The following is a 24,008-nucleotide window of genomic DNA, read 5'->3' on the forward strand; positions in this document are numbered from 1 at the left end:
GACCGGCTCGGGTCGGAGCAGGCCGCGTCGGCGCGCGGGTCAGCCGGTGCCCGGCCAGTCCCAGTGCGGGACTTCGCGGAGCGGGTGCAGTTGTTCGTCGGTCTCGGCGTGCGAGTTCTGCTTGGCCACCTGCGTACCGAACTCCACGTGGGAGCGCAGCGCCTCCCGAAACGGTGCGTCGGCGGGGAGTTCGGCCGCGTCGGCGGCGGCCAGGTACAGGTCGACGAAGCGTTGGCGCTGTTCCTCGGTGATCCGCAGGCCGCGATGCACCTCGATCAGATGCGGGAAGCCGCCCATGTTCCGGCTGAAGTCGTCCGGGCCGCCGAAGGTTTCGGCGGTGAAGGCGGTCAGGTGGTCCACGTGTTCCGGGCGTCCCGCGCCGAACAGGGGCTGAAGCAGCGGGTCGGTCAGGACGCTGCCGTAGAAGATGTCGATGAACCGGCGCAGACCTGCGTGTCCGCCCGCGTGCTCGAAAAGCGTCTCCATGGCCCCTCATCCCAGACAGCGCGGGGGCCGGCTGTCAACTACCCGTTACCTGCCGAGTTCGGCCAGGATGCGATCGGCGACCGCGGGCCACGTCATCGTCGCGCGCAGTTCCACGCCTCGCGCGAGCGCTCGGTCGCGAAAGCCGGCGTAGTCGGTGCCCAGCCGCGCCAGAGCGTCGGTCAGCGCGTCAACATCCCCCGGCGGCACGGTGATTCCCGCGTCACCCACGATCCACGGCTGATTGCCGACCGTGGAGGCCACACACGGCAGGCCCCGGGTCAGACCCTCGACCAGGGCGATCCCGAACGCCTCCATGTGCGTGGGGATCACCACCGCGTCCGCCGCGTCGTACGCCGCGCCCATCGCCGCGTGCGGCACCCGGCCGAGCACCCGCACCCCGGGCGGCGGTGGGCCGTCCGGGCCACTGCCGACCAGGGTCAGCCGCCGGCGCGGGTCGCGCGCGTACAGCCGGGCGAAGGCCTCGAGCAGGATCGGGCCGCCCTTGAGCTCCCACTGCGTGCCCACGAACAACAGTCGGGGCGGATCCGCGGCGCGCGGCCCGGGGTCCGCCGCGGCCGGGTCGACGTTGGTGCCCGCGCCCACCACGTGCACCCGGTCCGGCGCCAGGCCGTACTCGGTGACCAGCACGTCCGCCGTGCTGGGGCCCATCACGAACACCCGGTGCGCGCCCAGGAGCAGCCGTCGCTCCCGGGCCAACCACCCTGCCGTGTACCGGGATCGGTGGATACCGCCGACCGCCGCGCCCTCCAGGCCCACCCGGTCGGTGTACACGCCGTAGCGCACCCCCGCCGGCGGCACCAGCGCGGGCAGCGTCTGCACGATCAGCACCGGGTCGCGCACACCGAGCAGCCCTCGGGCCCGCACTCGTCGGTCCAGCGCCGCCGTCCAGGCGTCGGTCTTGGTCCACGGCGTCCCCGCTCCGGCCCGGCGCGCCTCGCGCACGGCCCGCAGCCGCGCGCCGGCCAGGCCCGGTGCGCGGGCCAGCGGCATCAAGTCGTGCGCCCGCACCGCCGTGCGCTCCGCCAGCGCCCGGCGCAGCGCCGGCACCGAGCCGGAGAACGCCCCGACATGCAGCATGGTCAGGCCGGTCGGCTCGCTCATCCGGTCGCGGTCCCGCGCCGGTCGCGGGTCCGCCGGCGCAGGGCCTGGCCGCGCTGGGTCGCCTTGAAGCCGACCAGTCGGCCGCCGACCCGGACCGCCTCGCCCACCCGGCCGCGCACGACCGGCCGTGCGGTGCGGGCCTGTTCGTACCACTCGACCACTCGCTCGGCCTGGCGTTCCAGCGCGAATCGCTCGTGCACCAGGTCCAGTGACCAGGTGCCGATCCGCTCGCGTTCGGCCTGATCCCGTAGCAGCGCGCCGAGTTGGCCGACCAGCGGATCCCGCTCGACCGGTTCCCGGCCCGCGCCCAGGCCGTAGAAGCCGAGCGCGTCGAAGTCGCCGATCGTCTCCGGTGTCACCGGCTTGCTGAAGCCCTGTTCGCCGACCACGACGGTGGGCTTGCCGAAGGCCATCCCGCGCAGCACCGAACTGCCCATGCCCACCACGATGTCGGCCAGCGCGTAGGCCGGGCGCGGGTCGGCCATCTCGCCGGTGAGCACGATCGCGCGCCGGCCCAGGGCAGCGTTCAGCCCGGCGGCCCTGGCCTGGAGTTCACCCTCGATGGAGCCGCCACCGACCATCACCAGGCGCAGCCCGGAGACCTCCGGGGACAGCCGGGCCACGGCGTCCATCGTGCGCTCCAGGTGTTCCTGCTTGAGGTGCTTGGCCAGTCGCGACACGATCACCACCGTGGGCGCGGGTTTGAGCAGCCCGTGCTCGGCGGCGAACGCGTCCACGTCGACGTCGGGCGCGCTGCCGTTGACCGCCGAGGTGACCGGGTGGTCGATCGCGGTGTCCACGGGCGGTTCGAGCAGGTGCACCCGCGCGCCCTCCAGGCCGCGCAGCTCGCCGGTCTCCTCGTACAGCTCGCCGTAGCCCACGGTGAGCGGAACGCCGGTGCGCGGGAAGTACGGCGGCAGGCTGCCCATCGACATGACGGTGCCCAGCACCGGCGTGCCGCGCGGCACGAACGCGCCGAGGAACGCCTCGACCAGTGGCCAGTACTCGTAGGTGTGCACGACGTCGATCCGATGGCGGCGCACCGCCGCGGCGATCGTCCGGGAAACCGCGGGCGAGGGCCGCACGTGCGCCCGCTCGGGCAGTGCGAGCAACGGCAGCCCGGCGGCGGCGACCCTTTGCCGCAGCGGGCCCTGACGACCCATCACCCACACCTCGTGGCCCAGGTCGCGCACCGCGCGGGCCAGGTCCACGGCGTTGATCGAGCTGCCGCCGAGTTGCATGTCGTGCGGACACACCAGGATGCGCACGCTCGTTCACCCCTCCCAGGTGTGGTCGACGTACACCGGCGCGGCCAGCACGACCGCGCGCGGCGGGGTGTCCAGCTCGGGTCCGGCCACGTCGAATTGCTTCGCGGGATGCCACGCGGTGAGCGGATGGCCGTCCCGGTCGTACACCCCGATCCACAGCGCGTAGCGCCCGCGCGGCAGCGGCAGTCGGTCCAGCGTGCACTTGACCCGGTTGCCCGACCAGCCGAACTGCACGTCCCGCCGGGTGGTGAAGACCGGACTGGCGGTGCCCTCGGTGACCCCGATGTGGACCGTGGCGGGTCCGCGGTAGTCACCCGCGAAGTCCGCCTCGACCACCATCGAGCGGTTCGTGGTGGGGCCGGCGGTCTCCACGCCGCGTACGTCCACGTACGTGGTCCGGATCGCCTCGTCGGTGCGGGTGCGGGCCTCGGTCTCCTCCTCGACGCTGTCGCGATATCCGCGCAGCGCCTGCCGGATCGGTCCGTCGGTGCGGATCTCGCCCTGTTCCAGCCAGATTCCGCGCGTGCAGATCGACTCGACCGACGCGAGGTCGTGCGAGACCAGGACGAGCGTGGTTCCCTGTTCCAGCACCACCCGCATCCGGTCCAGGCACTTCTGCTGGAACAGCGCGTCGCCGACGGCGAGTACCTCGTCGACCAGGAGCACGTCCGGTTCCAGGAACGCGGCGACCGCGAAGCCGAGCCGCATCTGCATGCCGGAGCTGTACCACTTGACCTGCCGGTCGATCGCGGTGCCCAACTCGGCGAAGTCCACGATGTCGTCGAACCGCTTGGCCACCTCGGCCCGCTTCAGACCCAGCAACGAGCCGTACAGGAAGGCGTTCTCACGCCCGGTCAGGTCCGGGTGGATGCCCGCCCTGACCTCGATCAGCGCGCCGACCCGGCCGCGCACCTGGAGTCGGCCGGCATAGGGGTACATCACGCCGGTGAGCATCTTGAGCAGCGTGGACTTGCCCGACCCGTTGGAGCCGATCAGGCCGACCGCCTCGCCGGGGTCGATGTGGATGTGGATGTCGCGCAAGGCCCAGCGCCAGTCGGCCTGGTCGCGGCCGGAGAGCTTGCGCGCGATCCGGCCGAGGTTGTCCCGCAGCAGCATGCGCTGGCTGTCCGCGCGAAAGCGTTTCCACAGGTGCTGGGCCTGGATGGTGCCCAGCGGGAGGGTTCCCGGTTTGCCCGGCGCGGCCATGGTCGTGGTGCGGCTAGGCGACATCGGCGATCCCCGCCTCGAGCTTCTTGAAGATCTTGTATCCCACGAACAGGAGCACGGTGGCCGACGCGGCGGCGGCTCCGGTGAGTTCCCAGTCGGGTTGTTGTCCGTACAGGATCGCGCGCCGGTAGCCGTCGATCACCGCGGCGAGCGGGTTGAGGATCACGTACGGGAGCAGCCAGTCCTTGGTGATCTGGTCCATGCCGTAGGCGACCGGGGTGGCGAACATGCCCATCTGCATGAGCAGGGGCAGCACGTGTCTGATGTCGCGGAAGTAGACCACCGCGGCGGACAACACGAGCACCACGCCGAGGGTGACCTCGAATTGGATCAGCAGCAGGATCGGCAGCGCCCAACTGGTCGCCGCGGGTGGTGTGGTGTACGCCGCGAAGAGCACGGCCAGCACCGAGGAGGCGATCAGCATGTCCACGGTGGCCACGATCACGGTGGCGAACGGGAAGACCTCGCGCGGGCAGTAGACCTTGTTCAGCAGCGGCCCGTTGGACACCAGCGACGACGAACCCTGGGTCACCGAGGACATGAAGAAGGTCCACGGCAGGAGGCCCAGGTAACTGAACAGCGGGTAGGGCACGTTGTACTTGTGCGCGGTGTCGCTGAGGTTGCCCACCCGCTGGAAGACGACGGTGAACACCACCATCAGCAGGACGGGCGTGATGATCGCCCACGCGAAGCCGAGAACGGCTTGTTTGTAGCGGGCCTTGAGGTCGCGCTCGGCCAGCGTGCGGACGAGTTCGCGCGAGTGCCACAGTTCGCGGACGCCTCGGATCAGGCTGGTGCGGCGTTTGAACTTGAGTTCCGGTGGTGGCCCCTTGATCTCGGGGTCGGGTGCCTGCGCTGCGGCGATCCGGCCCGTACCGCTGCCCACGCCCGCTTGCGGGGCCGCGTGTCGTCCGGTTCCGGTGCGACTGTCGATGGTCGGCGTGGTCGCTCCCCCGTGGCCCGCGTCGGGCGCTCCGTTGACGTGTGTTCGGTGGTCGGCGGGTTCGTCGACACTGCCGCCCGGCCGCGCGTGCCGGCCCACCCGGCCGACACCGTCGACCCGGCCCAAGCCGTCGCCGGGCATGCCGACGGCACCCCCCACATACTCCCCCACGGACTCCCCCTCCCTGGTTCGACAACAACCTTGGCACATGCGATCTCCCCACGAGTCGCATTCGGCCGTTCGGGAACCGGCGCTCCCGCCCTACCTCTTCCCCACCATGCGGTTGCGGGCGGTCACCGGCTCCGCTCGTCCAGCAGCGTGATCCACGCGTCCACCACGGTGTCCATCGCGTGACGTTCCAGGCAACGCTCCCTGGCTGCCCGGCCCATGGCGTCCCGGTCGGCCAACACCCGGCGGATCGCGGCGACCAGCGCCCGCGGGTCGCCGGAGCCCGGGCCGACGTCGGCGAGTGCGCCGGTGACCCCGTCCACGACCACGTCGCGCACGAAGCCCACATCGGTGGCCGCGGCCGGGACCGCGCTCAGGCCCGCCTCGACCAGGACGCCCGGGACACCCTCGCTGGTACTGGACAACACCAGCGCGTCGGCGGCCCGGTACACCGGGCCGAGGTCGGCCAGGTTGCCGGTGAAGGCGACCCGCCCGGGCGAGCGCCGCTCGGCGAGCGCCTCCAGGCTCGACCGCTCGGGGCCCTCCCCGGCCACGAGCAGGTGGTACAAGGGCCGTTCGCGCTCGGTGGCCTCGGTCTCGGCCTGTTCGGTGACGGCACCCGACGCGGTGTCCCGCTCGCCGTCCTCGAGCAGCGCGAACGCCTCGATCGCCAGCGCGACCCGCTTCTCCGCGGCCAGCGCGCCGACCACCGCGAGTACCCGCGCGCCGGCCGGCAGCCCCAACTCGGCGCGAGCCTTGGCCCGGTCGTCGCCCTCCGGCGGCAGGAAGCGTTCCGGTCGCCGTCCGTTGGGGATCGCCCGGACCCGATCCGGGGGCAACCGGTAGGTGCGCAGCAGCACGTCCCGGCCCATCGGCGACACCGAGGCGATCGCCGCCGCCCGGCGCAGCATCAGCCCGACCCGGGCGCGGCGCAGCGCGTCCCGGGCCCAGTGTCGGGGGTCGCCGATGTTGACGTAGACGAACGGTGTCCCGGTCCCGGCGAGTGCGATCCCGCAGGCGTCCAGCGTGGTCGAGCCGTGCGCGATCACCAGGCCCACGCCCGCGGCCCGGCGGCGCAGTTCGCGCAGCGTGCGCGGGTGCAGCCGGCCCGGTCCGAGCACCGGGATGTCCATCTCGCCCGTGCCCGCGAGCGCGACGACCGACGACGCACGGCCGCGGTCGCGCAGCGCGGCGTCCAGGTCGTGGGCGAACGCCTGTGAGCCCCGGCGTCGGGGGTCGGTCACGACGTGCAGGACCCCACGCCGGTCCGTCGTTGTCCCCATGAGGTGACAGGTTGTCACGAATCCCGCCCCGCCGGGGGCGTATCGATGACATGCTCAGCCGTGAGGGGTGGGGGCGCCCTGTGGTCGGCGTTTTTCGGGGAGTTGGCGGGGGATGGCAGAGGTGATGCAGTGCACGTGCTCCAGGTGATCGACAGCGTGGATCGGGTCGGCGGCGCCGAGCGGGCGGCGGTGGCGATGGCCCCGGAGCTGATTCGTCGGGGGATCACGCTGGATATCGCGTATCTCCTGGATCTGGACGGATTTCAACCGGAGTTGGCCGAGGCCGGGGTGACGCTGTTCGGCGTGCACCGGAATTCGCGGGCGGGTTCCGCACGCGGGCTGGCGCGGGTGATCCGCGATCGCCGACCGGACCTGGTGCACACGACCTTGTACGAGGCGGACATCGCGGGGCGAATCGCCGCTCTGGCCAGCGGTGTTCCGGTGGTCTCCAGCCTGGTGAACAACTCCTACGGTGCCGAGATGCGGGATCAGCCCGGGATTCGGCCGTGGAAGCTGCGCGCCGCCCAGGGCCTGGACGCGGCCAGCGCGCGCGGCGTGCGGCGGTTCCACGCGTTGACCGAGCACGTGGCCGGTGTGATGTCCCGCCGACTGGGGGTGCGCCGGTCGCGGATCGACGTGGTGCCGCGCGGGCGTGATCCTCGACCGCTGGCCGCCGCCCGCGAGCGCCGCGAGCGCACTCGGGCCGCGCTGTGCCTGGGGCCGGACGTCCCGGTTCTGGTGACGGCCGCTCGGCAGGAGTACCAGAAGGGCTTGGACGTACTGATCACCGCGTTCGCCCGGGTGCGTGCCGAGGTGCCGGACGCGGTCCTGCTGCTGGCCGGTCCGGCGGGTGGTCGCACCGAGTCGTTGCGCCGACTGGCCGCCGAGACCGGCGGAATCGGGGATTCCGCCGGCGCGGCGGAGCCCGTACGGTTCTTGGGACACCGCGACGACGTGCCCGATCTGATGGGCGCGGCCGATGTGTTCGTGCTGCCCTCGCGCTGGGAGGGGTTGGGCAGCGTGCTGATCGAGGCGATGGGTGTGGGGACGCCGATCGTCACCAGCGATCTGCCTCCGGTGCGCGAGATCACCGGGGCGGGCGACTGTGCGGCGTTGGTGCCGCCGGACTCGCCCGAGGCGCTGGCGGCGGCGCTGGTCTCGGCCCTGACGGAGCGGGAGAAGACCGCGATACGCACGGAGGCGGCGTATCGACGTTTCGGCGAGGAGTACACGATCGACAGCGTTTGCGACCGGATGGTCGCGTTCTATGCCCGGGCACTCGACCCGCGAGCCGGCCGTGACGTGTCGTCAGGTCCGGTGCGGTGACCGCCACCCGAACACGTCCGGTCGGATCTCGACGGAATCTCCACACTTCCGGCACAGTCCTGGGGTCGTTCGGCACCCCGTTTGCTCTACGTTTGGCCTGCCCCGCGGTCCGCTCTCGGGGCGGCAACTCGAACCGGAGGGGGACCGGTGGAAACCTCTAGCTACTTCTCCGTTCTCCAGCGCCGTTGGCCGCTGGTGCTCGCGTGTCTCGCGATCGGACTGCTCGCCGGGTTGATCCTGACCCCCTCGGACCCCAAGGGCACCGGGAACCAGTGGACCAGTTCGGTCAACGTGGTGCCGGCGCCGAACTCGGCGAAGGAGTTCAACCTCGCGCCCGTACAACTGATGACGGACGGCGGCGAGGTGGCCCGCCGGGTGGCGAAGCGGCTGAACAACCCCGATCCGGCCGTGCTGGCGTCCAAGGTCACCTCGCAGCTCAACCCGGACCTGGGCCTGGTCCAGATCTCCGCCAAGGCGCCCACCCGCAAGGTGGCCGAGGAACTGGCCACCGCGTGGGCGCAGGAGACCGTGTCCGCGTTCGCCGACTCGCAGCGCAGGACCCGGCAGGGTCAGGCGGACAGCATGACCGCCCAGTTGGACAAGCTCAAGACCGACATCGACGGTCTGGAGAAGAGCACCACCAACGCGCCGGTGGGCAAGAAGGCAACGCTCCAGGCGGAGTTCGACGCCAAGCGGGTGCAGTACACCACGCTGGTGGGTCAACAGCAGGAGTTGGTGAACCCGCTGAACGACCCCAAGGTCGAGGTGATGGACGGCCTCAAGAGCACGCCGGACTCCACCACGAGCATCCTGGCGCCCACCTCGCGGCCGTTGCGGATCGCCCTCGCGGCGGCGCTCGGGCTCGCGCTCGGGCTGATCGCGGCGCTGATGGTGGACCGGATGGACGTACGGCTGCGCGGGCGCATCCAGTTGGAGGACGCGTTCGGCCTGCCGGTGATCGCCGAGGTACCGCGGGCGACCCGGCGCCAGCGGGCGGGACACGCGGTGCTGGTCGCGGGTCGACCGGACAGTCCGGTCGCGGAGGCCTATCGCACGCTGCGCTCGGCGTTGCTGCTGTCCGGCCCGCCCGGGCTCGCCTATCGACTCGGCGGCACCGACCCCCGGCAGACCCGGGGCACCGCGATGCCGGTGCGTCGGATCAGCGACCCGGCGCCGGTGATCCTGGTGGTGTCGCCGCGCCCGGGCGACGGGCGCACCAGCACGGTGGCCAACCTGGCCGCGGCGCTGGCCGAGGCGGGCCGCTCGGTGCTGGTCCTGGACTGCGACTTCCGCAATCCGGCCACCCACCTGTATCTCGGCGCCAAGCCGGGCAAGGGCATGTCCGAGGTGCTGCTCGCCGAGCAGGAGATCGACCTCGGGGACGTGGTGCGCAGCACGAACATTCCGAACGTGCGGGTGATCACCGCAGGAGCCCCGGCCGCCTATCCGGCCGCACTGCTGTTGCGCGCGGGCGAGGTGGTCCAGCGGGCCCGGCACCACGCGGACGTGGTGCTGGTGGACAGCGCGCCGCTGCTCTACGCGAACGACACCAACGACCTGGTGCAGCACGTGGACGCGATGCTGGTGGTGGCCCGCAGCGGCAACCTGACGGCCGATCAGGCCTCCCGGGTGGGCGAGCTGTTGACCCGTACCGGGGTGCCGATCGCCGGTGTCACGCTGCTGGGGGTGGACCCGACCCGGTCGATGGGTGGCGGTCTCAAGCGCGGTCCGCGCACCGGCGCGGTGGGCCGGATGGGCGCCGGCGCGAGCCTGGTGCTGCGCGGTCGCTCGGCCGAGCCGACCCCCGACGCGGACGAGGACGTCGAGCGTCCCGCGCCCAGTTGGGCCAAGCGCGGCGAACTGACCGAGGGTGAACCCGAGTCGGCCGCGAGCGGTCGCGGTGCGCATCGCGCCGATCCGATCGGCTCGGCCGAGGACGCGGACTCCGGCTTCCGGATCCAGTCGGCGGCGGAGCGGGCGCTGCACAACGGCTCCGGCGACGGTGCGCACCTGGGACCGCACTTCGATACGTGGTCCACCGTCGAACTCGGCTCGGAGGATCGCTGATGGGTGACCGCGTTCGTGTCCTGTGGCTCGCCAAGGGTCTGGGGCGCGGTGGCGCCGAGCAGTTGCTGGTCAACTGCGCGCGCCGACTGGACGACGAACGCTACGAGGTCGAGGTCGCCTACGTCTTGCCGTGGAAGGACGCGCTGGTGCCGGCCCTGCGCGAGTTGGGCATCACGGTGCACTGCCTGGGTGGCGGGCGGGTCTGGCCGGTGCGGCTGCGCGCGCTGTTGCGGGCGCGCGAGTACGGCCTGATCCACACCCACATGCCGGTTCCGGCGGTCGCCGCTCGGATGTTCTCCGGCAAGGTGCCGATCGTGCACACCGAGCACAACATGTGGCCGCGCTACCGGCGGCTCACCCGGATCGCCAACGCCTGGACGTACCGGCGCAACAACGGCGTGATCGCGGTCTCCGCGGCCGTGGCCGAGAGCATCGAGCCGGCCCGACTGCGGCGCGGCACCGTGCCGACGGTGATCCATCACGGCCCGGACCTGGGCGACGCGTTCGCCGGCCCGGGCGCGCGCGAGCGGGCCCGGCAGGCGCTGGACCTGGACCAGGACGCGTTCACGGTCGGTTCGGTGGCCAACTTCACGCCCAAGAAGGACCAGTTGGGCCTGCTCGCGGCGCACGCGCTGGTCCTGGAGCGGCATCCCGGGGCGGTCCTGGTGCTGATCGGGTCCGGCCCGCTGGAGGCGACCCTGCGCGAGCGGGCGAGCCGGCCCGACCTCAAGGGCTCGGTGGTCTTCGCCGGGTCGCGCGGCGACGTGCCGGCGTTGTTGCCGGCCTTCGACGTGTTCGCGCTGAGTTCGCGTCAGGAGGGGCTGCCGGTCTCGTTGATGGAGGCGATGACGGTCGGATTGCCGTCGGTGGTGACCGCGGTGGGCGGGATGCCGGAGATCGTCACCGACGGGGTCGAGGGCGCGGTGGTGCCGGCCGGTGACCCGGCGGCGTTCGCCGACGCGTTGGTGGCCTTCGCCGCCGAACCCGCGCGTCGGCGCGCGTGCGGCGAGGCCGCGGCCGAGCGCTCGGACGAGTTCGACGTCGCGGGGGCGCAGCGGCGGATCGAGGACGTGTACGCGAGAGTGCTGGAGGGATCGCGGTGAGTGGGCCAGAGGTCGGGAGTTACCCTTTCACCGTCCGAGAGTTGGGCAAACACGACGAACCCCGGGTGTTGGCCCTGTTGGGCGACGCGCTGTCCGGCGGGCCGACCGGGGAGCGCACCCCGGAGTTCTTCCGATGGAAGCACAGGGACAACCCGTTCGGTGCAAGTCCCGGGCTGGTCGCCGAGGCGGACGGCCGGGTGGTCGCGGTACGGCTTTTCCTGCGCTGGGAGTTCGTGCTCGGTGGCGAGGTGGTCCGGGCGGTGCGCGCGGTGGACACCGCGACCCACCCGGACGTCCAGGGCCGGGGTCTGTTCCGCCGGTTGACCACCGAGTTGCTGGAGCGGATCGAGGTGGACACCTCGCTGGTGTTCAACACCCCGAACGGCAACAGCCTGCCCGGCTATCTGCGGATGGGCTGGCACGAGGTCGGGAAGGTACCGGTCTCGCTGCATCCGATCCGGCCGATCGCCTTCGCGCGCGGGCTCAAGGAGCTGCGCGCCACCGGAGATCTCTCCGGCACCTCGCAGTCCTGGAACTCGGAGGATCCCGCGGCCCGGTGCCGCTTTCCGACTGCTCGTCAGTTCTTCTCCGATCCCAAGGCGGCGGTGGGCTTCGACGAGTTGGTCGCCGAGGCGGACGCGGGCGACGCGGCGATCGGCCACGACAAGCTGCGCACCGCGCTCACCGGCGACTTCCTGCGCTGGCGCTACGGCGACGCGCCCGGACTGGACTACCGGGTGGTGGCCTCGTACAAGAACGGCGAGTTGACCGGCGTGGTGTTCGGGCGCCCGCGTCTGCGCGGCCCGCTGGTCGAGTTCACGCTGTCCCAGATGGTGGTGCGCCCCGGCGACCGCGACACCGCGCGCAAGCTGTTCTCCGGGGTGGCCATGTCCGGGTGCGACCACGTCGCCACCCATCTGGCGCGCGGCTCGGAAGCGGCCAGGGCCGCCCGCTACGCCGGGTACGCCACACCGCCGCGCACCGGCATGCTGCTGGTCGCGCGCACCGTGCACCCGCACCCGATCGACGTCCACGACCTGCGCTCGTGGCAGCTCTCCCTGGGGGACTTGGAGGTCTTCTAGCCAGCCGGCGAGCCGCCGCCGGACCGGTCCGAACCGGTCCCCGCGGCACCGCCGCCCGACGCCGCACCGGTTCGCCGTCCCTGCAAGGAGCTCCGTTGTCGTCCCGTCTTGCGCCGTACGCCCGGTGGGTGCCTCCGTCGCGGCTGCCATGGGGTTCCCTGCTCGCGCTCACCGCGGTCGGCTTCTACGTCTCGGTGTTCGCGTGGGCGATGGAGTATCGCCCGTACGACACGTGGGGCGCGCTGATCGTCTTCCCGCTGCTGCTCACCATCAGCGTGCCGCTGCTGTCCCGGTTCTCCCGCGACGAGCCGCCATGGGTACGGCGGTTGGTGATCGGCGCGCTGGTCGCCAAGTTGCTCGCGTGCTTCGCCCGGTACTGGATGTCCTTCGTGCTCTACGAGGGGCGCGCGGACGCGGCTACCTACGACCTGGTCGGGCGGGCCATCGCGCCGCACTTCCGGGACGGCGACTTCACCGTGGACATCGGTCGCAAGGTGATCGGCACCGGTTTCATCATGATCGTCACCGGGATCGTGTACGCGATCGTCGGGCAGTCGTTGCTGGCCGGCTACCTGGTCTACTCGTGGCTGGGGTTCTGGGGTCTGTACCTGTTCTGGCGCGCGTTCAACGTGGCCTATCCGGACGGCGATCGGCGCCGCTACGGCAAGCTGCTGTTCTTCCTGCCTTCGCTGCTGTTCTGGCCCTCCGGGATCGGCAAGGACACGTGGATGATGTTCACGCTGGGCCTGGCGGCCTACGGCGTGGCGCTGCTCCTGGTGCGCCGGCGCGGGGCGTTCGTGTTCCTGATCCTGGGGGCGGTGGGCACCACGATGGTGCGCCCGCACGTGACGGTGCTGCTGCTGTGCGGGCTGTGTGTCGGCTATCTGCTCCGCAATCGTCCGCAACAGGCTTCCGCGCTGGGCCCGTTGCGGGCCGGCTTCGGGATCCTGGTGCTCGGGGTGGGTTGTGTGCTCGCGCTCCAGCAGGTCGGCACCTTCTTCGGTACGCCGGGCATCGGGGCCGCGCAGGCCAACCAGGTGATCGCCAAGACCCAGACCCAGACCGCGCAGGGCGGTTCGGCCCAGGCGGTGGACGATTCGGCGGCGCTGTCCATCTCACCGGCCGCGTTGCCGCAGTCGCTGGTGACCGTGCTCTTTCGGCCGTTCCCGTTCGAGGCGCACAACATCCAGGCCCTGGTCGCGTCGCTGGAAGGCGTCGTGCTGATGGGCCTGTTCGTGGTCGCGCTCCCCCGGTTGAAACGCATCCCGGGGCTGCTGATCCGAAGACCCTACGTGGCCTTCGTGATCGTCTACACGCTGGTGTTCGCGCTCGCGTTCGCGAACATCCGCAACTTCGGCATCCTCACCCGCGAACGGGTCCAGGTGTTCCCGTTCGTCCTGGTGTTGCTCGCGGTGTCGAAGCCGGATCGCACCGAGACCGAGAAGGGCGGGAGTTCGGAGCGGAAGCGGCGGCGGGCGATGGGGCGGCACGCGACGCCCCTCGCGGCCGATTCCGGTGGTGGGGAGACGAGTTCGATCAGTCCGGGGAATCCCGGTGAGTCCAGGGGGGATGCGATATGGCGGTGACCGGCAAGCCGGCGGTGCTCGGTGGGGACGCGACGTTCGCGGAGGGCCTGCCGCTGACGCGCGTGCATGTGCCCGAGCGGGAGGAGTTGGCGCGGCGGCTGGACACGATCCTGACCAGCGGTCGGTTGACCGACGGTGCCACGGTGCGCGAGTTGGAGGAGGACGCGGCCGCGCGGCTGGAGGTGCCGTACGTGGTGGCGGTGTCGAACTGCACGAGCGGGTTGATGCTCGCCTTGCAGGCGTTGGGGGTGAGCGGGTCGGTGGCGATGCCCGGTTTCACCTTCTCGGCCACCGCGCACGCGGCGCACTGGGCGGGGGCCACCCCGGTGTTCGCCGAGGTGGACCCGGACAGCCTGACCCTGGACGCGACCGACGCGGCCGCGCTGCTGGCCGAGTCGGGCGCGTCCGCGTTGATGGCCACGCACGTGTACGGGACGCCGTGTCGCGTCGAGGAGTTGGCGAAGGTCGCGGACGACGCGGGGGTGCCGATCGTCTACGACGCGGCGCACGCGCTGGGCAGCCGGCGGGCGGGCACCCCGATCGGCGGCTTCGGCGCCGCGGAGGTGTTCTCGCTGAGCCCGACGAAGGTGGTGACCGCGGGCGAGGGCGGGTTGATCGCGACCCGGGACGAGGGCTTGGCACAGGCCTGCCGACTGGGTCGGGGGTACGGCAACCCGGGCGACTACGACTGCCTGTTCCCTGGACTGAACGCGCGGATGTCCGAATTGCACGCCGCATTGGCGCTGGTGTCGCTGCGCGGTCTGCCGGAGCGGGTCGCGGCCCGCTCGCACCTGGTGGGTGTGTTCGCCGACGCGATCGCCGACGTGCCGGGGCTGCGGCTGCCGGTGCTCGCCGACGGCGACGTGTCCACCTGGAAGGACCTGACGCTGGTCGTCGACCCGGACACGTTCGGCCTGGACACGCCTACGCTGGCCCGGGCGCTGAAGGCGGACGGGATCGACTCGCGCCGCTACTTCCACCCGCCGGTGAACCGGCAGAAGGCGTACGCCCACCTGCCCGCGCGGCCGTTGCCGATCACCGACGACGTGTCCTCCCGGGTGTTGACCCTTCCGCTGTGGTCGCACATGGACGAGCCGACGGTGCGCCGGGTCGCGGACACGGTGATCCGGCTGCACGAGCACGCCGCCGACGTACGGATCGCCTCCGTCTGAGCGGCCTCGCCCGAAGCGTCGGCCGGTGCGCGTTCGACCCGGCCGGCGCTGGGGCCTCCCGTCGGGGCCACCGTCGGGAGAGGGTGGGTGAACGGCCGGCGGCGCTCGCTCAGTCGAGTTGCCGGGCGAACTCGCCGGCCAGGTCCGATATCTGAGCGGGCGTCAGCGTCTCCGAGGAGACCTGCAGCATGGCCACGCCCGGGCCGTTCACGTTCAATCGGACCGCGGCCACATGCCCGTTGCCGACCGGGACCACCTGGTGCGGCCCGATCGTGGCCATCTTGTCGGCGAACGCGCTGAGGTCCTGCACGGCCGCGTCGGCGTCGCGCTGGATGATCGGCAGGGCCATCATGACCGGGTGCCCGCGCCGCGAAGCGTACGTGGCCACGTCCAGTTTCGCCGCGCCGACCCGGTAGGAGCAGGTCACCTCGACGCCGTTGGCCCGCTGAGTCGGCGTGAGGTTCGAGTACGGGTCGCGTGCCGCGGCCTCGTCGTCGGACCACCCCTCGCTAGCGGTCGTGACCGGCTCGCCCGGGGTGACCGCGCCGTCCAGGTGGATCTTCGCGGTCGCCGCGGCGACGTCGTACGGCAGCGGGCACGGCAGGGCGCCGTTCTCGCTGATCGGCCGGACCGCCTGTCGAAGCTTCTCGATGTTCAACCGCCCCGAGGACAAGGATGCGGCGTCGTCACCGTCGCCGCTGCACGCGACGAGTCCGGTGAGAGTCAGGACCCCCGCCGCACATACGGCGAGGGCCCGGCCGGGAAGATGCTGCAAACCGATCATTCACGCAGCGTATCGAGGCCCGATCGGCCCCTGCTCAGCCCATCGGGAAGACCTCGAAGGCGGCCGCGAACGGGGTGCCCAGCCGCGAGCCGGCCGCCCGGCCCATGCCCTCCAGGAACTCCCCCGCGTCCGCCATCTGCCCCTGGCCCAGCCCCGCCAGATAGGCCGCGTGTGCCTCCAGCGACGCGACACCGATCGCGAAGTGCTCGGTGGTGTCCACCGCGTGCCGCGACTGCGGCGAGCCACCCGCCCACACCGCGCGCACCCCGCCCCACGGCTCGTGGCCCTCGGCGAGCAGCTCGCGGAACACCCACCGGTTGCCCGCGTCGCGTACCGCGTCCACGACCGCCCGGCCGACCGCGATGTGGTCGGCCTGGTTCAGGAAGACGCTGCCCCACGTGTCGCGGAAGTTGCCGGTGATCACGATCTCCGGCCGGTGCCGGCGGACCACGCGGGACAGGTCGCGGCGCAGCGGCAGGCCGTACTCGATCACGCCGTCCGGGTAGCCGAGGAACTCGACCGTGTCGACGCCGACGATGCGCGCCGACTCGATCTGTTCGGCCTCGCGCAGCGGGCGACACTCGTCCGGGTCGAGTCCGTCGATACCGGCTTCGCCGCTGGTGACCATGACGTAGGTGATGTGCTTGCCCTGCCGGGTCCAGCGGGCGATCGCCGCGGCGGCACCGTATTCGAGGTCGTCGGGGTGCGCGACGATGGCGACGGCGCGCTCCCAGTCCTCGGGCAGCGCCTCGTACCGTTCGGGCCGGGGTTCGGTGGTCATGCGTGGTCCTTCCCAGGTGGCCGCACGGGCCGGTGCTACACGGACGTCGTCATCCTTTCAGCGGCCGATAGGATTCGTATCCTCATGAGCGCCACGATCGTCGTCAAAGACCTTGCCGCCGGACACGGTGACCGTGTCCTGTTCTCCGGATTGGACCTGGTGATCGCCCCCGGCGACGTCGTGGGTCTGGTCGGGGTGAACGGCGCGGGCAAGTCCACCCTGTTGAAGCTCCTCGCCGGGCTGGCCGAGCCGGAGGCGGGAGCGATCCAGTTGAGCCCGCCGACCGCGTCGGTGGGCCATCTGCCGCAGGAGCCGGAGCGGCGCCCGGGCGAGACCGTGCGCGCGTTCCTGGCCCGGCGCACCGGGGTCGCCGCCGCGCAGGCCGCGCTCGACACCGCGACCGAGGGCCTGGTCGAGGGCCGCGCGGGCGCCGACGACGAGTACAGCATCGCGCTGGATCGCTGGCTGGACCTGGGCGGCGCGGACCTGGAGGAGCGGGCCGAGGAGGTCGCGGCGGATCTGGGCCTGGCGGTGGACCTGGATCGCGAGATGACCGCGCTGTCCGGCGGCCAGGCCGCGCGCGCGGGGCTGATGTCGCTGCTGCTCAGCCGGTACGACGTGTTCCTGCTCGACGAGCCGACCAACGACCTGGACCTGGACGGGCTGGACCGGTTGGAGCGGTTCGTCACGGGGCTGCGCGCGGGCACCGTGGTGATCAGCCACGACCGCGAGTTCCTGGCCCGGACGGTGGACCGGGTGGTCGAACTGGACCTGGCCCAGCAGCAGATCCGCAGCTACGGCGGCGGCTACGACGCGTACCTGGCCGAGCGCGAGGTGGCCCGCCGACACGCGCGCGAGGAGTTCGACGAGTACGCCGACAAGCGCGGCGACCTGGAGGCCCGGGCCCGGATGCAGCGCGGGTGGATGGACAAGGGCACCCGCAACGCGCGCCGCAAGTCCACCGACAACGACAAGATCAGCCGCAAGACCCGGTCCGAGGCGAGCGAGAAGCAGGCGTCCAAGGCCCGCCAGACCGAGCGGATGATCGAGCGCCTGGAGGTGGTCGAGGAGCCCCGCAAGGAGTGGGAGCTGCGGATGGAGATCGCCGCGGCGCCGCGCGCGGGCGCGGTGGTGGCCGCGCTGCACGGCGCGGTGGTCGAGCGCGGCGGCTTCACGCTGGGTCCGGTGACGTTGCAGATCGACTGGGCGGATCGGGTCGCGATCACCGGCGCGAACGGCGCGGGCAAGTCGACGCTGCTGGCGGCGCTGCTCGGACGGGCCGAGTTGACCGGCGGTCGGGGTTCACTGGGTTCGGGTGTCGTGGTCGGCGAGGTGGACCAGGCGCGCGGGTTGTTCCTGGGCGACCTGCCGCTCCTGGAGGCGTTCTGCGCGGTGGTCCCGGACCTGCTCCCGGCCGATGTGCGTACGCTGCTGGCCAAGTTCGGGCTCAAGGCGGCGCACGTGCTGCGCCCGGCGGCGACCTTGTCCCCGGGTGAGCGCACCCGCGCCGCCCTGGCCCTGCTCCAGGCCGAGGGGGTCAACCTGCTGGTCCTGGACGAGCCGACGAACCACCTGGACCTGCCCGCGATCGAGCAGTTGGAGTCCGCGTTGGAGTCCTACGAGGGCACACTGCTCCTGGTCACCCACGACCGGCGGATGTTGGAGGCGGTGCGCACCACCCGGCGGATCGAAGTCGCGGACGGCCGGGTCACCGAGGTGTGATCCGTCGTTAGAATCCGAGGTCATGAACGAACTGCCGCCGGGTGCGAACCAATCCTTGCCGGGCGGCGTCGTGCGCGTACGCGTGCCCGGCCCCTTCGACATCTCCGCGCTGATCACGGGTGAGGACCGACGGGTGTCCGGCGACGCGGACTTCGTCTTCTTCAACCAGGTCTCGGCGCCGGGGGTACGGCTGGGCGGGGACACCGTCACGGTGGACCCGACCGGCCTGCGGGCGGGCGCCACGCGCGTGACGGTGGTGATCAGTCCCGCCGACACCACGCACACGCTGGGCGAGTTGCCGCCGCCGGCGATGACGCTCACCGGTGCGAGCGGCACACTGCTGGCGCGGTTCACCCCGCCTCGGCCGCGCGCCGAGACGGTGTTGTTGCTGGCCGAGATCTACCGGCGCGGTGCGGGCTGGAAGGTGCGCGCGCTGGGCCAGGGCTACGCGGACGGGCTGGCCGGGATCGCCCGGGACTTCGGGGTCGAGGTCGAGGAGCAGACCCAAACCCCGTCGGGGCTCTCCGAGTTCCAGCGCGGGGTGGTCGAGCTGACCAATGGCGAACGGGCCCGGCACGGCCTGCGCGCCCTCGTGCCACAGCCACAACTGACCGCGTGCGCACAGGCGTTCAGCGCGGACATGATCAACCGCGCGTTCTTCTCGCACACCGATCCGGACGGCCGCGAGCCGTGGGACCGGGCGATCGCGGCGGGCTATCTCTACAGCCGGATAGGGGAGAACATCGCGTGCGGACAGCGCACGCCGGCCGAGGTGGTGCAGGGCTGGATGGACAGTCCCGGCCATCGCAAGAACATCCTCACTCCGGAGTTCACCGAGATCGGTGTCGGGTATGTCACCGGCGGCACCTACGGCACCTCGTGGACCCAGGTCTTCGGCACCCCGCGATAGCGCTCCCGGAGCCGGTGTCGAAGCTTCCCGGATTGGCCCGAACGGGTACAAAGCCGAGGCCGACGCCGGCCCCGACGGGAGCGTTGCCGTCCGGGTACGGGCACCCGGCCGCCCTCCCCCGCCGAACCGGCAACCGGGTGCGAGGAAGCCCGATGACGGTGCGCCATACTCGGTTGTTCGAGGCGAGGGAGATCACGTGCAGCTTGAGTTGGATCCGCCTTACGGCGTAGGGCCGATCAAGATCGGCATGTCCATGGACGAGGCAGAGGCGGCTCTGCGCGAACTCGGAGGAGATCTGTCGGGACGCACTCGTGGGTTCGCCCACTTCGGTGCGGACCTCTCGATTCATGTGGTGAGCGACAAGGACGGACTGGTCGAGGCAATCGAGGTGCACCGGTCCGAGGACGACTTCGCGGACACGGTGTTGTGTCTGGGCGTCGACGTCTTCGGTACGCCGGCCGTCGACGTCACCCGACTGCTCGGTGAACTGACACCCGTCCGGGTGGAGACCGAGGGGGCCTCGTTGGTGGCCCCCGACCTGCTGGTGGCCCTGTGGCAGCCGTTCGTGCCCGGACACGGCAACAACAACGGCGTCGTCGGCGAGGGCCTGTACTTCCGCACCGCTCTGGTGGCCGGTCCCGGCTACTACGACAAAAGCGGGCAACACCGGGCGATCCACATCGGATGACCGGTACCCCATGAACCGAACCGGGCGGCCCGGCCGCCCGAGTGTGTGACCTGTCCGCTCGTCCGGCGAGGCATTCGCCGAGCGGGTGGAGTCCGGAGGGATCGCGACCGGGATCGAGGCGGGGGCCGGCGTCTCGGTACGCGAGACCGCGTCGTGGCACGTCGACGAACGACAACCGTGGATCGCCGCCGAGGACATGCTCGGCAAGGTCCACGACGTCGTCGACGGGTCGCACGGCCGGCCGGATTCCACCGCTCGGCGCCTCGCCGGCGGGCCGGACGCGGCGTCGGGTGCGGGCCGGTGGATCGGCCGTTGGTTTGCGTCGCGATCGAGGCCCACGAGGCCGCCACGGCCTCGTGTGGCGGGCCGTACGAGCCGCCGGGACGCGCGACCTGCCGGAGGCCCGGAGGCCGCTCACACGGCGACGGTGGACGTCGGGGAGTCCCGGAACGAGTGCCCGCGAGTCCGCGGGCAGGCGAGTCCGAGGGTCCGCGAGTCCGCGAGTCCGCGAGCAATCGGAGTCCGAGAGTCCGCGGGCGATCGTTTTCGGACGGTCGGCCGGCCCGGTGATCCGATCGCCGTGCAACGCGTATTCCGTCGCGATCGCGGTGGGCGCGGAGGTACCGTCCGTCGGTCGTGCGGATGTGGGGGCACGCTCGATCGCCGAGCGGCAGGGCTTCGCCGACGCGCGGAACGATGCCGTCAGCGTGGGCGTCGGAAGGCGGCCTCGCGCGGTCGCCCCTGGGGTCCGCCTCGGTCTGCGCCTCGAACCGTCCGCCTCGGACCGATCGCCTCGACGCGTCCGCCGCGGACCGTTGGCCCCGGACCCTTGGCCCCGGACCGTCCGCCTCCGGCGATATGCCGGCTCCCGCAAGCTGCGGGAGCCGGCATCAGGTCAGCGCGCTGCCAGGATTCGCCCGCTTACCTCGCCGAATCCGATACGAGTGCCGTTCGGACCGGGGGCGGTAGCGGTGATCGTGACCTCGTCGCCGTCCTCCAGATAGGTCCGGGTGGACCCGTCCGGGAGTTTGAGGGGGTTCTCGCCGTTCCAGGTGATCTCGATCAGCGCGCCGCGCTGGTCGGCCTCGGGGCCGCTGACCGTACCGGAGGCGAACAGGTCGCCCGGGCGCAGCGCCGCGCCGTTGACGGTCATGTGCGCGAGCTGCTGCGCGGCCGTCCAGTACATCGCCGCGAACGGCGGCCGGGAGATCAGGTGGCCGTTGAGCCGGACCTCCAGGGCCAGGTCCAGGCCCCACGGTTCGCCGGCGCGGTCGTCCAGGTAGGGCAGTGGCTCGACGTCGCGCGCGGGGGGTGCCACGCGTGCGACGCCGAGTGCTTCGAGGGGGACGATCCACGGCGACACCGAGGTGGCGAACGACTTGCCCAGGAACGGGCCGAGCGGAACGTACTCCCAGGCCTGGATGTCCCGGGCGGACCAGTCGTTGACCAGGCACACGCCGAACACGTGGTCGGCGAAGTCGGCGAGCCCGACCGGCGTGCCGAGTTCGGAGCCGGCGCCGACCACGAAGCCGACCTCGGCCTCGATGTCCAGTCGGCGGGTGGGCCCGAACGAGGGCACCGCGTCGGTGGGCGCCTTGCGCTGCCCGCTGGGGCGCACGATCGGCGTGTGCGAGACCACCACGGTGCCCGCGCGGCCGTGGTAGCCGATGGGCAGGTGCTTCCAGTTCGGGGTCAACGGCTCGGAGCCGGGCCGGAAGATCCGACCGAGGTTGCTCGCGTGGTGCTCGGAGGCGTAGAAGTCGACGTAGTCCGCGACCTCGAACGGCAGCCGCAGCACCACTTCCCGACGCGGGATCAGGTGCGGTTCGATGTTCGCCCGCAGCTCGGGGTCGGTCAGCCAGGTGGTGAGCGCGGCGCGTACCGCGGTCCAGGTCGCCCGGCCGGCCGCCATCAACTCGGTCAGGCTCGGCGCGTCCAGCACATCGGCCGGCGCCCCGACCGCGTGCGCCGCCGCGCCGGCGTCCAGCACGAAGTCGCCGATCGCCACCCCGACCCGCGGCCGGTCCGGCTCGCGGTCGGTGGCGAACACGCCGTAGGGCAGGTTGTCGATGCCGTACACCGTGTCGGTCGGCAGCGGGACCCAGGTGGTGGGCATGAGACGTCGGGCTCCTCGATCGGATCAGTCGCGCTGGTGCGGGGGTTCGCCGAGCAGACCCAGGGTGAGTGCGTCCTGGAGCGGCTCGGCGACGCTACAGGTGCCGTACGAGGTCAGGTAGCCACGCAGGCGGGTGCGCTCGGTCAGGGTCAGGTCGTGCGCCATCCGGGTGAGTTCGGCGCTGTCGCGGATCGCCAGCAGGTCGGCGAGCGCGTCCGGTTCGGCGCCGGCGACGGCGTGGTGGGTGGCGAGCATCAGGTTGAGGTACCCGTGGTGCTCGAAACCCGTGGTCGGGTCGGTGTGCCGCACGGCGTTGTGCAGCCCGGCCGTGACCTTGAACGGCAGTTCGCGGATCCGGCACGCGTACACGAACGCGGCCAACTCGGCCTCGTCCGGGAACGCGTGCGCGGCGGTACCGCCGGTGCGGAACTTGGGCCGCCCGTACGTGCCGGCGAGATTGTCCAGGTCTGCGTCCAGGCCCGCGCCCTTGAGGACCTCGACGTAGCCCGCCGTCATCTCCGGCAGGTGTTCGTGCAGCGCCGCGACCGCCTTGCCGATCTCACCGTCGCCGGCGACCTCGATGCCCTCCAGGAACAACCCGGGGGCGCTCAGGATGGTGCGTACGGCGGGACCCACCGAGGCGGGGCCGCCGGGAGCCACGAGCACCACACGCAGCGGCTCGCCGGAATCGGCGAGCGCGAGCAGGTCGGGCACGTGTGCCGCACCGACCAGGAAGTTGCGCACGAACGGCGCGAACCACTCGACGCGGTACACCCGGTGCGCGGGCACCGCCTCGGCCATCGGGGCGTTGCCGGGTGGGAACAACGCGGCGTCGTCCCACAGTCCGGTGAACAACGCGTGGTGCAGGGTCTCGGGTGCCTCGGTGGATGCGCTCATGGTCCGGGCGCCTTCCCGGCCCAGGTCCACGCGTAACCCGGATCCTCGCTCGCGATGCCGCCCTCGCCGACACCCAGCGGGCTGAAGGTGTCCACCATGACCGCGAGCTCGTCGAAGAACTCGATGCCGATGCTGCGCTCGTAGGCGCCGGGCTGCGGCCCGTGCGCGTGCCCGCCCGGGTGCAGCGAGATCGATCCTTGGCCGATCCCGGACCCCTTGCGGGCCTCGTAGTTGCCGCCGCAGTAGAACATGACCTCGTCCGAGTCCACGTTGGAGTGGTAGTACGGCACCGGGATCGACAGCGGGTGGTAGTCCACCTTGCGCGGCACGAAGTTGCAGATCACGAACCCCTGCCCCTCGAACACCTGGTGCGCGGGCGGCGGTTGGTGGATCCGGCCGGTGATCGGCTCGAAGTCGGAGATGTTGAACACGTACGGGTACAGGCACCCGTCCCAGCCGACCACGTCGAACGGGTGGGTGGGGTAGACGTAGCGGGTGCCGGTGATCTCGCCGCCCAGGCCGCGGTGCTTGACCAGCACCTCGACGTCCGTGCCCTCGGCCAGCAGTGGTTGGACCGGCCCGCACAGGTCGCGCTCGCAGAACGGCGCGTGCTCGAGCAGTTGGCCGAATCGGGAGAGGTAGCGCTTGGCGGGCGTGATGTGCGAGTTGGCCTCGATGCAGTACGCGCGCAGCGGCTCCTCGGTGCCGGGCACCCACCGGTGGGTGGTGGCACGCGGCAGGATCACGTAGTCGCCGGGGCCGACGGTGAGCGCGCCGAACACGGTCTCCACCGTTCCGGAGCCGGACTCGATGTACACGCACTCGTCACCGAGCGCGTTGCGGTACAGCGGGGAAGGGCTGCCCGCGACCACGTAGGAGATCCGTACGTCGCCGTTGCCCAGCACCAGCCGCCGACCGGTGACCGCGTCGACGGCCTTCCACTCGTTGTCCGCGAACAGCTCGTGCAGCTTGAGGTGGCGCGGCTTGAGCGGGTGGTTGGCGGTGACGCTCTGGTCGGGGACCTCCCACACGCTCGCGTCGGCGATCGCCGACGGGATCGCGCGGTGGTAGAGGAGCGAGGAGTCGGAGGTGAAGCCCTCCTCGCCCATCAGCTCCTCGTAGTACAGGCCGCCGTCCGGGCGGCGGTGCTGGGTGTGCCGCTTCGGCGGCACCTCGCCCACGCTGCGGTAGTACGCCATGACTGCCCGACTCCTCCGTCCGCTCCCGCTGCCCTGTCGGCCCGTGTCCTGCCGGCCGCCGCCGTACGCGACGGCCGG

20 protein-coding genes are annotated in these 24,008 nt (G+C 71.8%); 9 read left to right on the forward strand and 11 right to left on the reverse strand.

The features are described 5' to 3' along the window. Positions 1 to 39: 39 nt before the first annotated feature. From ACIBSV_RS03985 to ACIBSV_RS04010, 6 genes are all read right to left on the reverse strand, one after another. Positions 40 to 486, reverse strand: coding sequence for a globin (locus ACIBSV_RS03985; RefSeq protein WP_395859361.1), 447 nt, complete (start codon positions 484 to 486; stop codon positions 40 to 42). A 45-nt stretch (positions 487 to 531) separates the two neighbouring features. Continuing rightward, the gene (locus ACIBSV_RS03990) at positions 532 to 1,608 is read right to left on the reverse strand and encodes a glycosyltransferase family 4 protein (RefSeq protein WP_395859362.1); all 1,077 of its coding nucleotides are present in this window, start codon (positions 1,606 to 1,608) and stop codon (positions 532 to 534) included. Beyond that, entirely contained in the window at positions 1,605 to 2,876 is a 1,272-nt protein-coding gene (locus ACIBSV_RS03995; RefSeq protein WP_395859363.1) for a glycosyltransferase family 4 protein, read from the reverse strand. Before ACIBSV_RS03995 ends, ACIBSV_RS03990 begins: the two co-directional genes overlap by 4 nt. A gap of 6 nt (positions 2,877 to 2,882) precedes the next feature. Then, entirely contained in the window at positions 2,883 to 4,106 is a 1,224-nt protein-coding gene (locus tag ACIBSV_RS04000; RefSeq protein ID WP_395859364.1) for an ABC transporter ATP-binding protein, read from the reverse strand. Continuing rightward, positions 4,096 to 5,187, reverse strand: coding sequence for an ABC transporter permease (locus ACIBSV_RS04005; RefSeq protein ID WP_395859365.1), 1,092 nt, complete (start codon positions 5,185 to 5,187; stop codon positions 4,096 to 4,098). The genes ACIBSV_RS04000 and ACIBSV_RS04005 overlap by 11 nt, the downstream gene beginning before the upstream one ends. A gap of 152 nt (positions 5,188 to 5,339) precedes the next feature. Then, on the reverse strand, positions 5,340 to 6,497 hold the full coding sequence (locus ACIBSV_RS04010) for a glycosyltransferase family 4 protein (RefSeq protein WP_395859366.1): 1,158 nt from the start codon (positions 6,495 to 6,497) through the stop codon (positions 5,340 to 5,342). 129 nt (positions 6,498 to 6,626) lie between these two features. On the opposite strand from ACIBSV_RS04010, the gene ACIBSV_RS04015 reads away from it, so the two are divergent. The 6 genes from ACIBSV_RS04015 (at position 6,627) to ACIBSV_RS04040 (ending at position 14,833) form a co-directional block, all read left to right on the forward strand. Then, positions 6,627 to 7,823: a glycosyltransferase gene (locus ACIBSV_RS04015; RefSeq protein ID WP_395859367.1), complete on the forward strand. Its 1,197-nt coding sequence runs from the start codon at positions 6,627 to 6,629 to the stop codon at positions 7,821 to 7,823. Between the two features lie 147 nt (positions 7,824 to 7,970). Next, entirely contained in the window at positions 7,971 to 9,890 is a 1,920-nt protein-coding gene (locus ACIBSV_RS04020; RefSeq protein ID WP_395859368.1) for an AAA family ATPase, read from the forward strand. Continuing rightward, complete coding sequence (locus tag ACIBSV_RS04025) at positions 9,890 to 10,993, forward strand: glycosyltransferase (RefSeq protein WP_395859369.1); 1,104 nt, start codon at positions 9,890 to 9,892, stop codon at positions 10,991 to 10,993. Before ACIBSV_RS04020 ends, ACIBSV_RS04025 begins: the two co-directional genes overlap by 1 nt. Before the next feature lie 41 nt (positions 10,994 to 11,034). After that, positions 11,035 to 12,075 (forward strand): GNAT family N-acetyltransferase, encoded by a 1,041-nt coding sequence (locus ACIBSV_RS04030; RefSeq protein WP_395859370.1) that lies wholly within the window; start codon positions 11,035 to 11,037, stop codon positions 12,073 to 12,075. Between the two features lie 95 nt (positions 12,076 to 12,170). Next, on the forward strand, positions 12,171 to 13,661 hold the full coding sequence (locus tag ACIBSV_RS04035) for a hypothetical protein (RefSeq protein WP_395859371.1): 1,491 nt from the start codon (positions 12,171 to 12,173) through the stop codon (positions 13,659 to 13,661). Then, positions 13,652 to 14,833 (forward strand): DegT/DnrJ/EryC1/StrS family aminotransferase, encoded by a 1,182-nt coding sequence (locus tag ACIBSV_RS04040; protein ID WP_395859372.1) that lies wholly within the window; start codon positions 13,652 to 13,654, stop codon positions 14,831 to 14,833. Before ACIBSV_RS04035 ends, ACIBSV_RS04040 begins: the two co-directional genes overlap by 10 nt. A gap of 109 nt (positions 14,834 to 14,942) precedes the next feature. Here the strand turns inward: ACIBSV_RS04040 and ACIBSV_RS04045 are convergent, their stop codons facing one another. After that, positions 14,943 to 15,617 (reverse strand): hypothetical protein, encoded by a 675-nt coding sequence (locus ACIBSV_RS04045; RefSeq protein ID WP_395859373.1) that lies wholly within the window; start codon positions 15,615 to 15,617, stop codon positions 14,943 to 14,945. Positions 15,618 to 15,651: 34 nt separating this feature from the next. Next, a complete protein-coding gene (locus ACIBSV_RS04050; protein WP_395859374.1) occupies positions 15,652 to 16,398 on the reverse strand; it encodes a PIG-L deacetylase family protein in 747 nt (248 codons plus the stop codon). Positions 16,399 to 16,482: 84 nt separating this feature from the next. Between ACIBSV_RS04050 and ACIBSV_RS04055 the strand changes: the two genes are divergently transcribed. The 3 genes from ACIBSV_RS04055 (at position 16,483) to ACIBSV_RS04065 (ending at position 19,718) form a co-directional block, all read left to right on the forward strand. Next, positions 16,483 to 18,120, forward strand: coding sequence for an ABC-F family ATP-binding cassette domain-containing protein (locus tag ACIBSV_RS04055; RefSeq protein WP_395859375.1), 1,638 nt, complete (start codon positions 16,483 to 16,485; stop codon positions 18,118 to 18,120). A gap of 22 nt (positions 18,121 to 18,142) precedes the next feature. Beyond that, positions 18,143 to 19,030 carry a CAP domain-containing protein gene (locus tag ACIBSV_RS04060; RefSeq protein WP_395859376.1) on the forward strand — a complete coding sequence of 296 codons (888 nt, stop codon included), beginning with the start codon at positions 18,143 to 18,145 and terminating at the stop codon, positions 19,028 to 19,030. Between the two features lie 196 nt (positions 19,031 to 19,226). Then, on the forward strand, positions 19,227 to 19,718 hold the full coding sequence (locus tag ACIBSV_RS04065; protein WP_395859377.1) for a hypothetical protein: 492 nt from the start codon (positions 19,227 to 19,229) through the stop codon (positions 19,716 to 19,718). A gap of 895 nt (positions 19,719 to 20,613) precedes the next feature. Here the strand turns inward: ACIBSV_RS04065 and fahA are convergent. The 3 genes from fahA to ACIBSV_RS04080 are packed head-to-tail and all read right to left on the reverse strand — an operon-like array spanning position 20,614 to position 23,930. Continuing rightward, positions 20,614 to 21,834: a fumarylacetoacetase gene (fahA, locus tag ACIBSV_RS04070; protein WP_395859378.1), complete on the reverse strand. Its 1,221-nt coding sequence runs from the start codon at positions 21,832 to 21,834 to the stop codon at positions 20,614 to 20,616. Between the two features lie 24 nt (positions 21,835 to 21,858). Beyond that, positions 21,859 to 22,731, reverse strand: a complete 873-nt coding sequence (locus tag ACIBSV_RS04075; protein ID WP_395859379.1) for a hypothetical protein — start codon at positions 22,729 to 22,731, stop codon at positions 21,859 to 21,861. Then, the gene (locus tag ACIBSV_RS04080) at positions 22,728 to 23,930 is read right to left on the reverse strand and encodes a homogentisate 1,2-dioxygenase (protein WP_395859380.1); all 1,203 of its coding nucleotides are present in this window, start codon (positions 23,928 to 23,930) and stop codon (positions 22,728 to 22,730) included. The genes ACIBSV_RS04075 and ACIBSV_RS04080 overlap by 4 nt, the downstream gene beginning before the upstream one ends. Positions 23,931 to 24,008 lie beyond the last annotated feature (78 nt).

It is taken from the genome of Embleya sp. NPDC050154 (genome assembly GCF_044460165.1).
Lineage (GTDB): Bacteria > Actinomycetota > Actinomycetes > Streptomycetales > Streptomycetaceae > Embleya.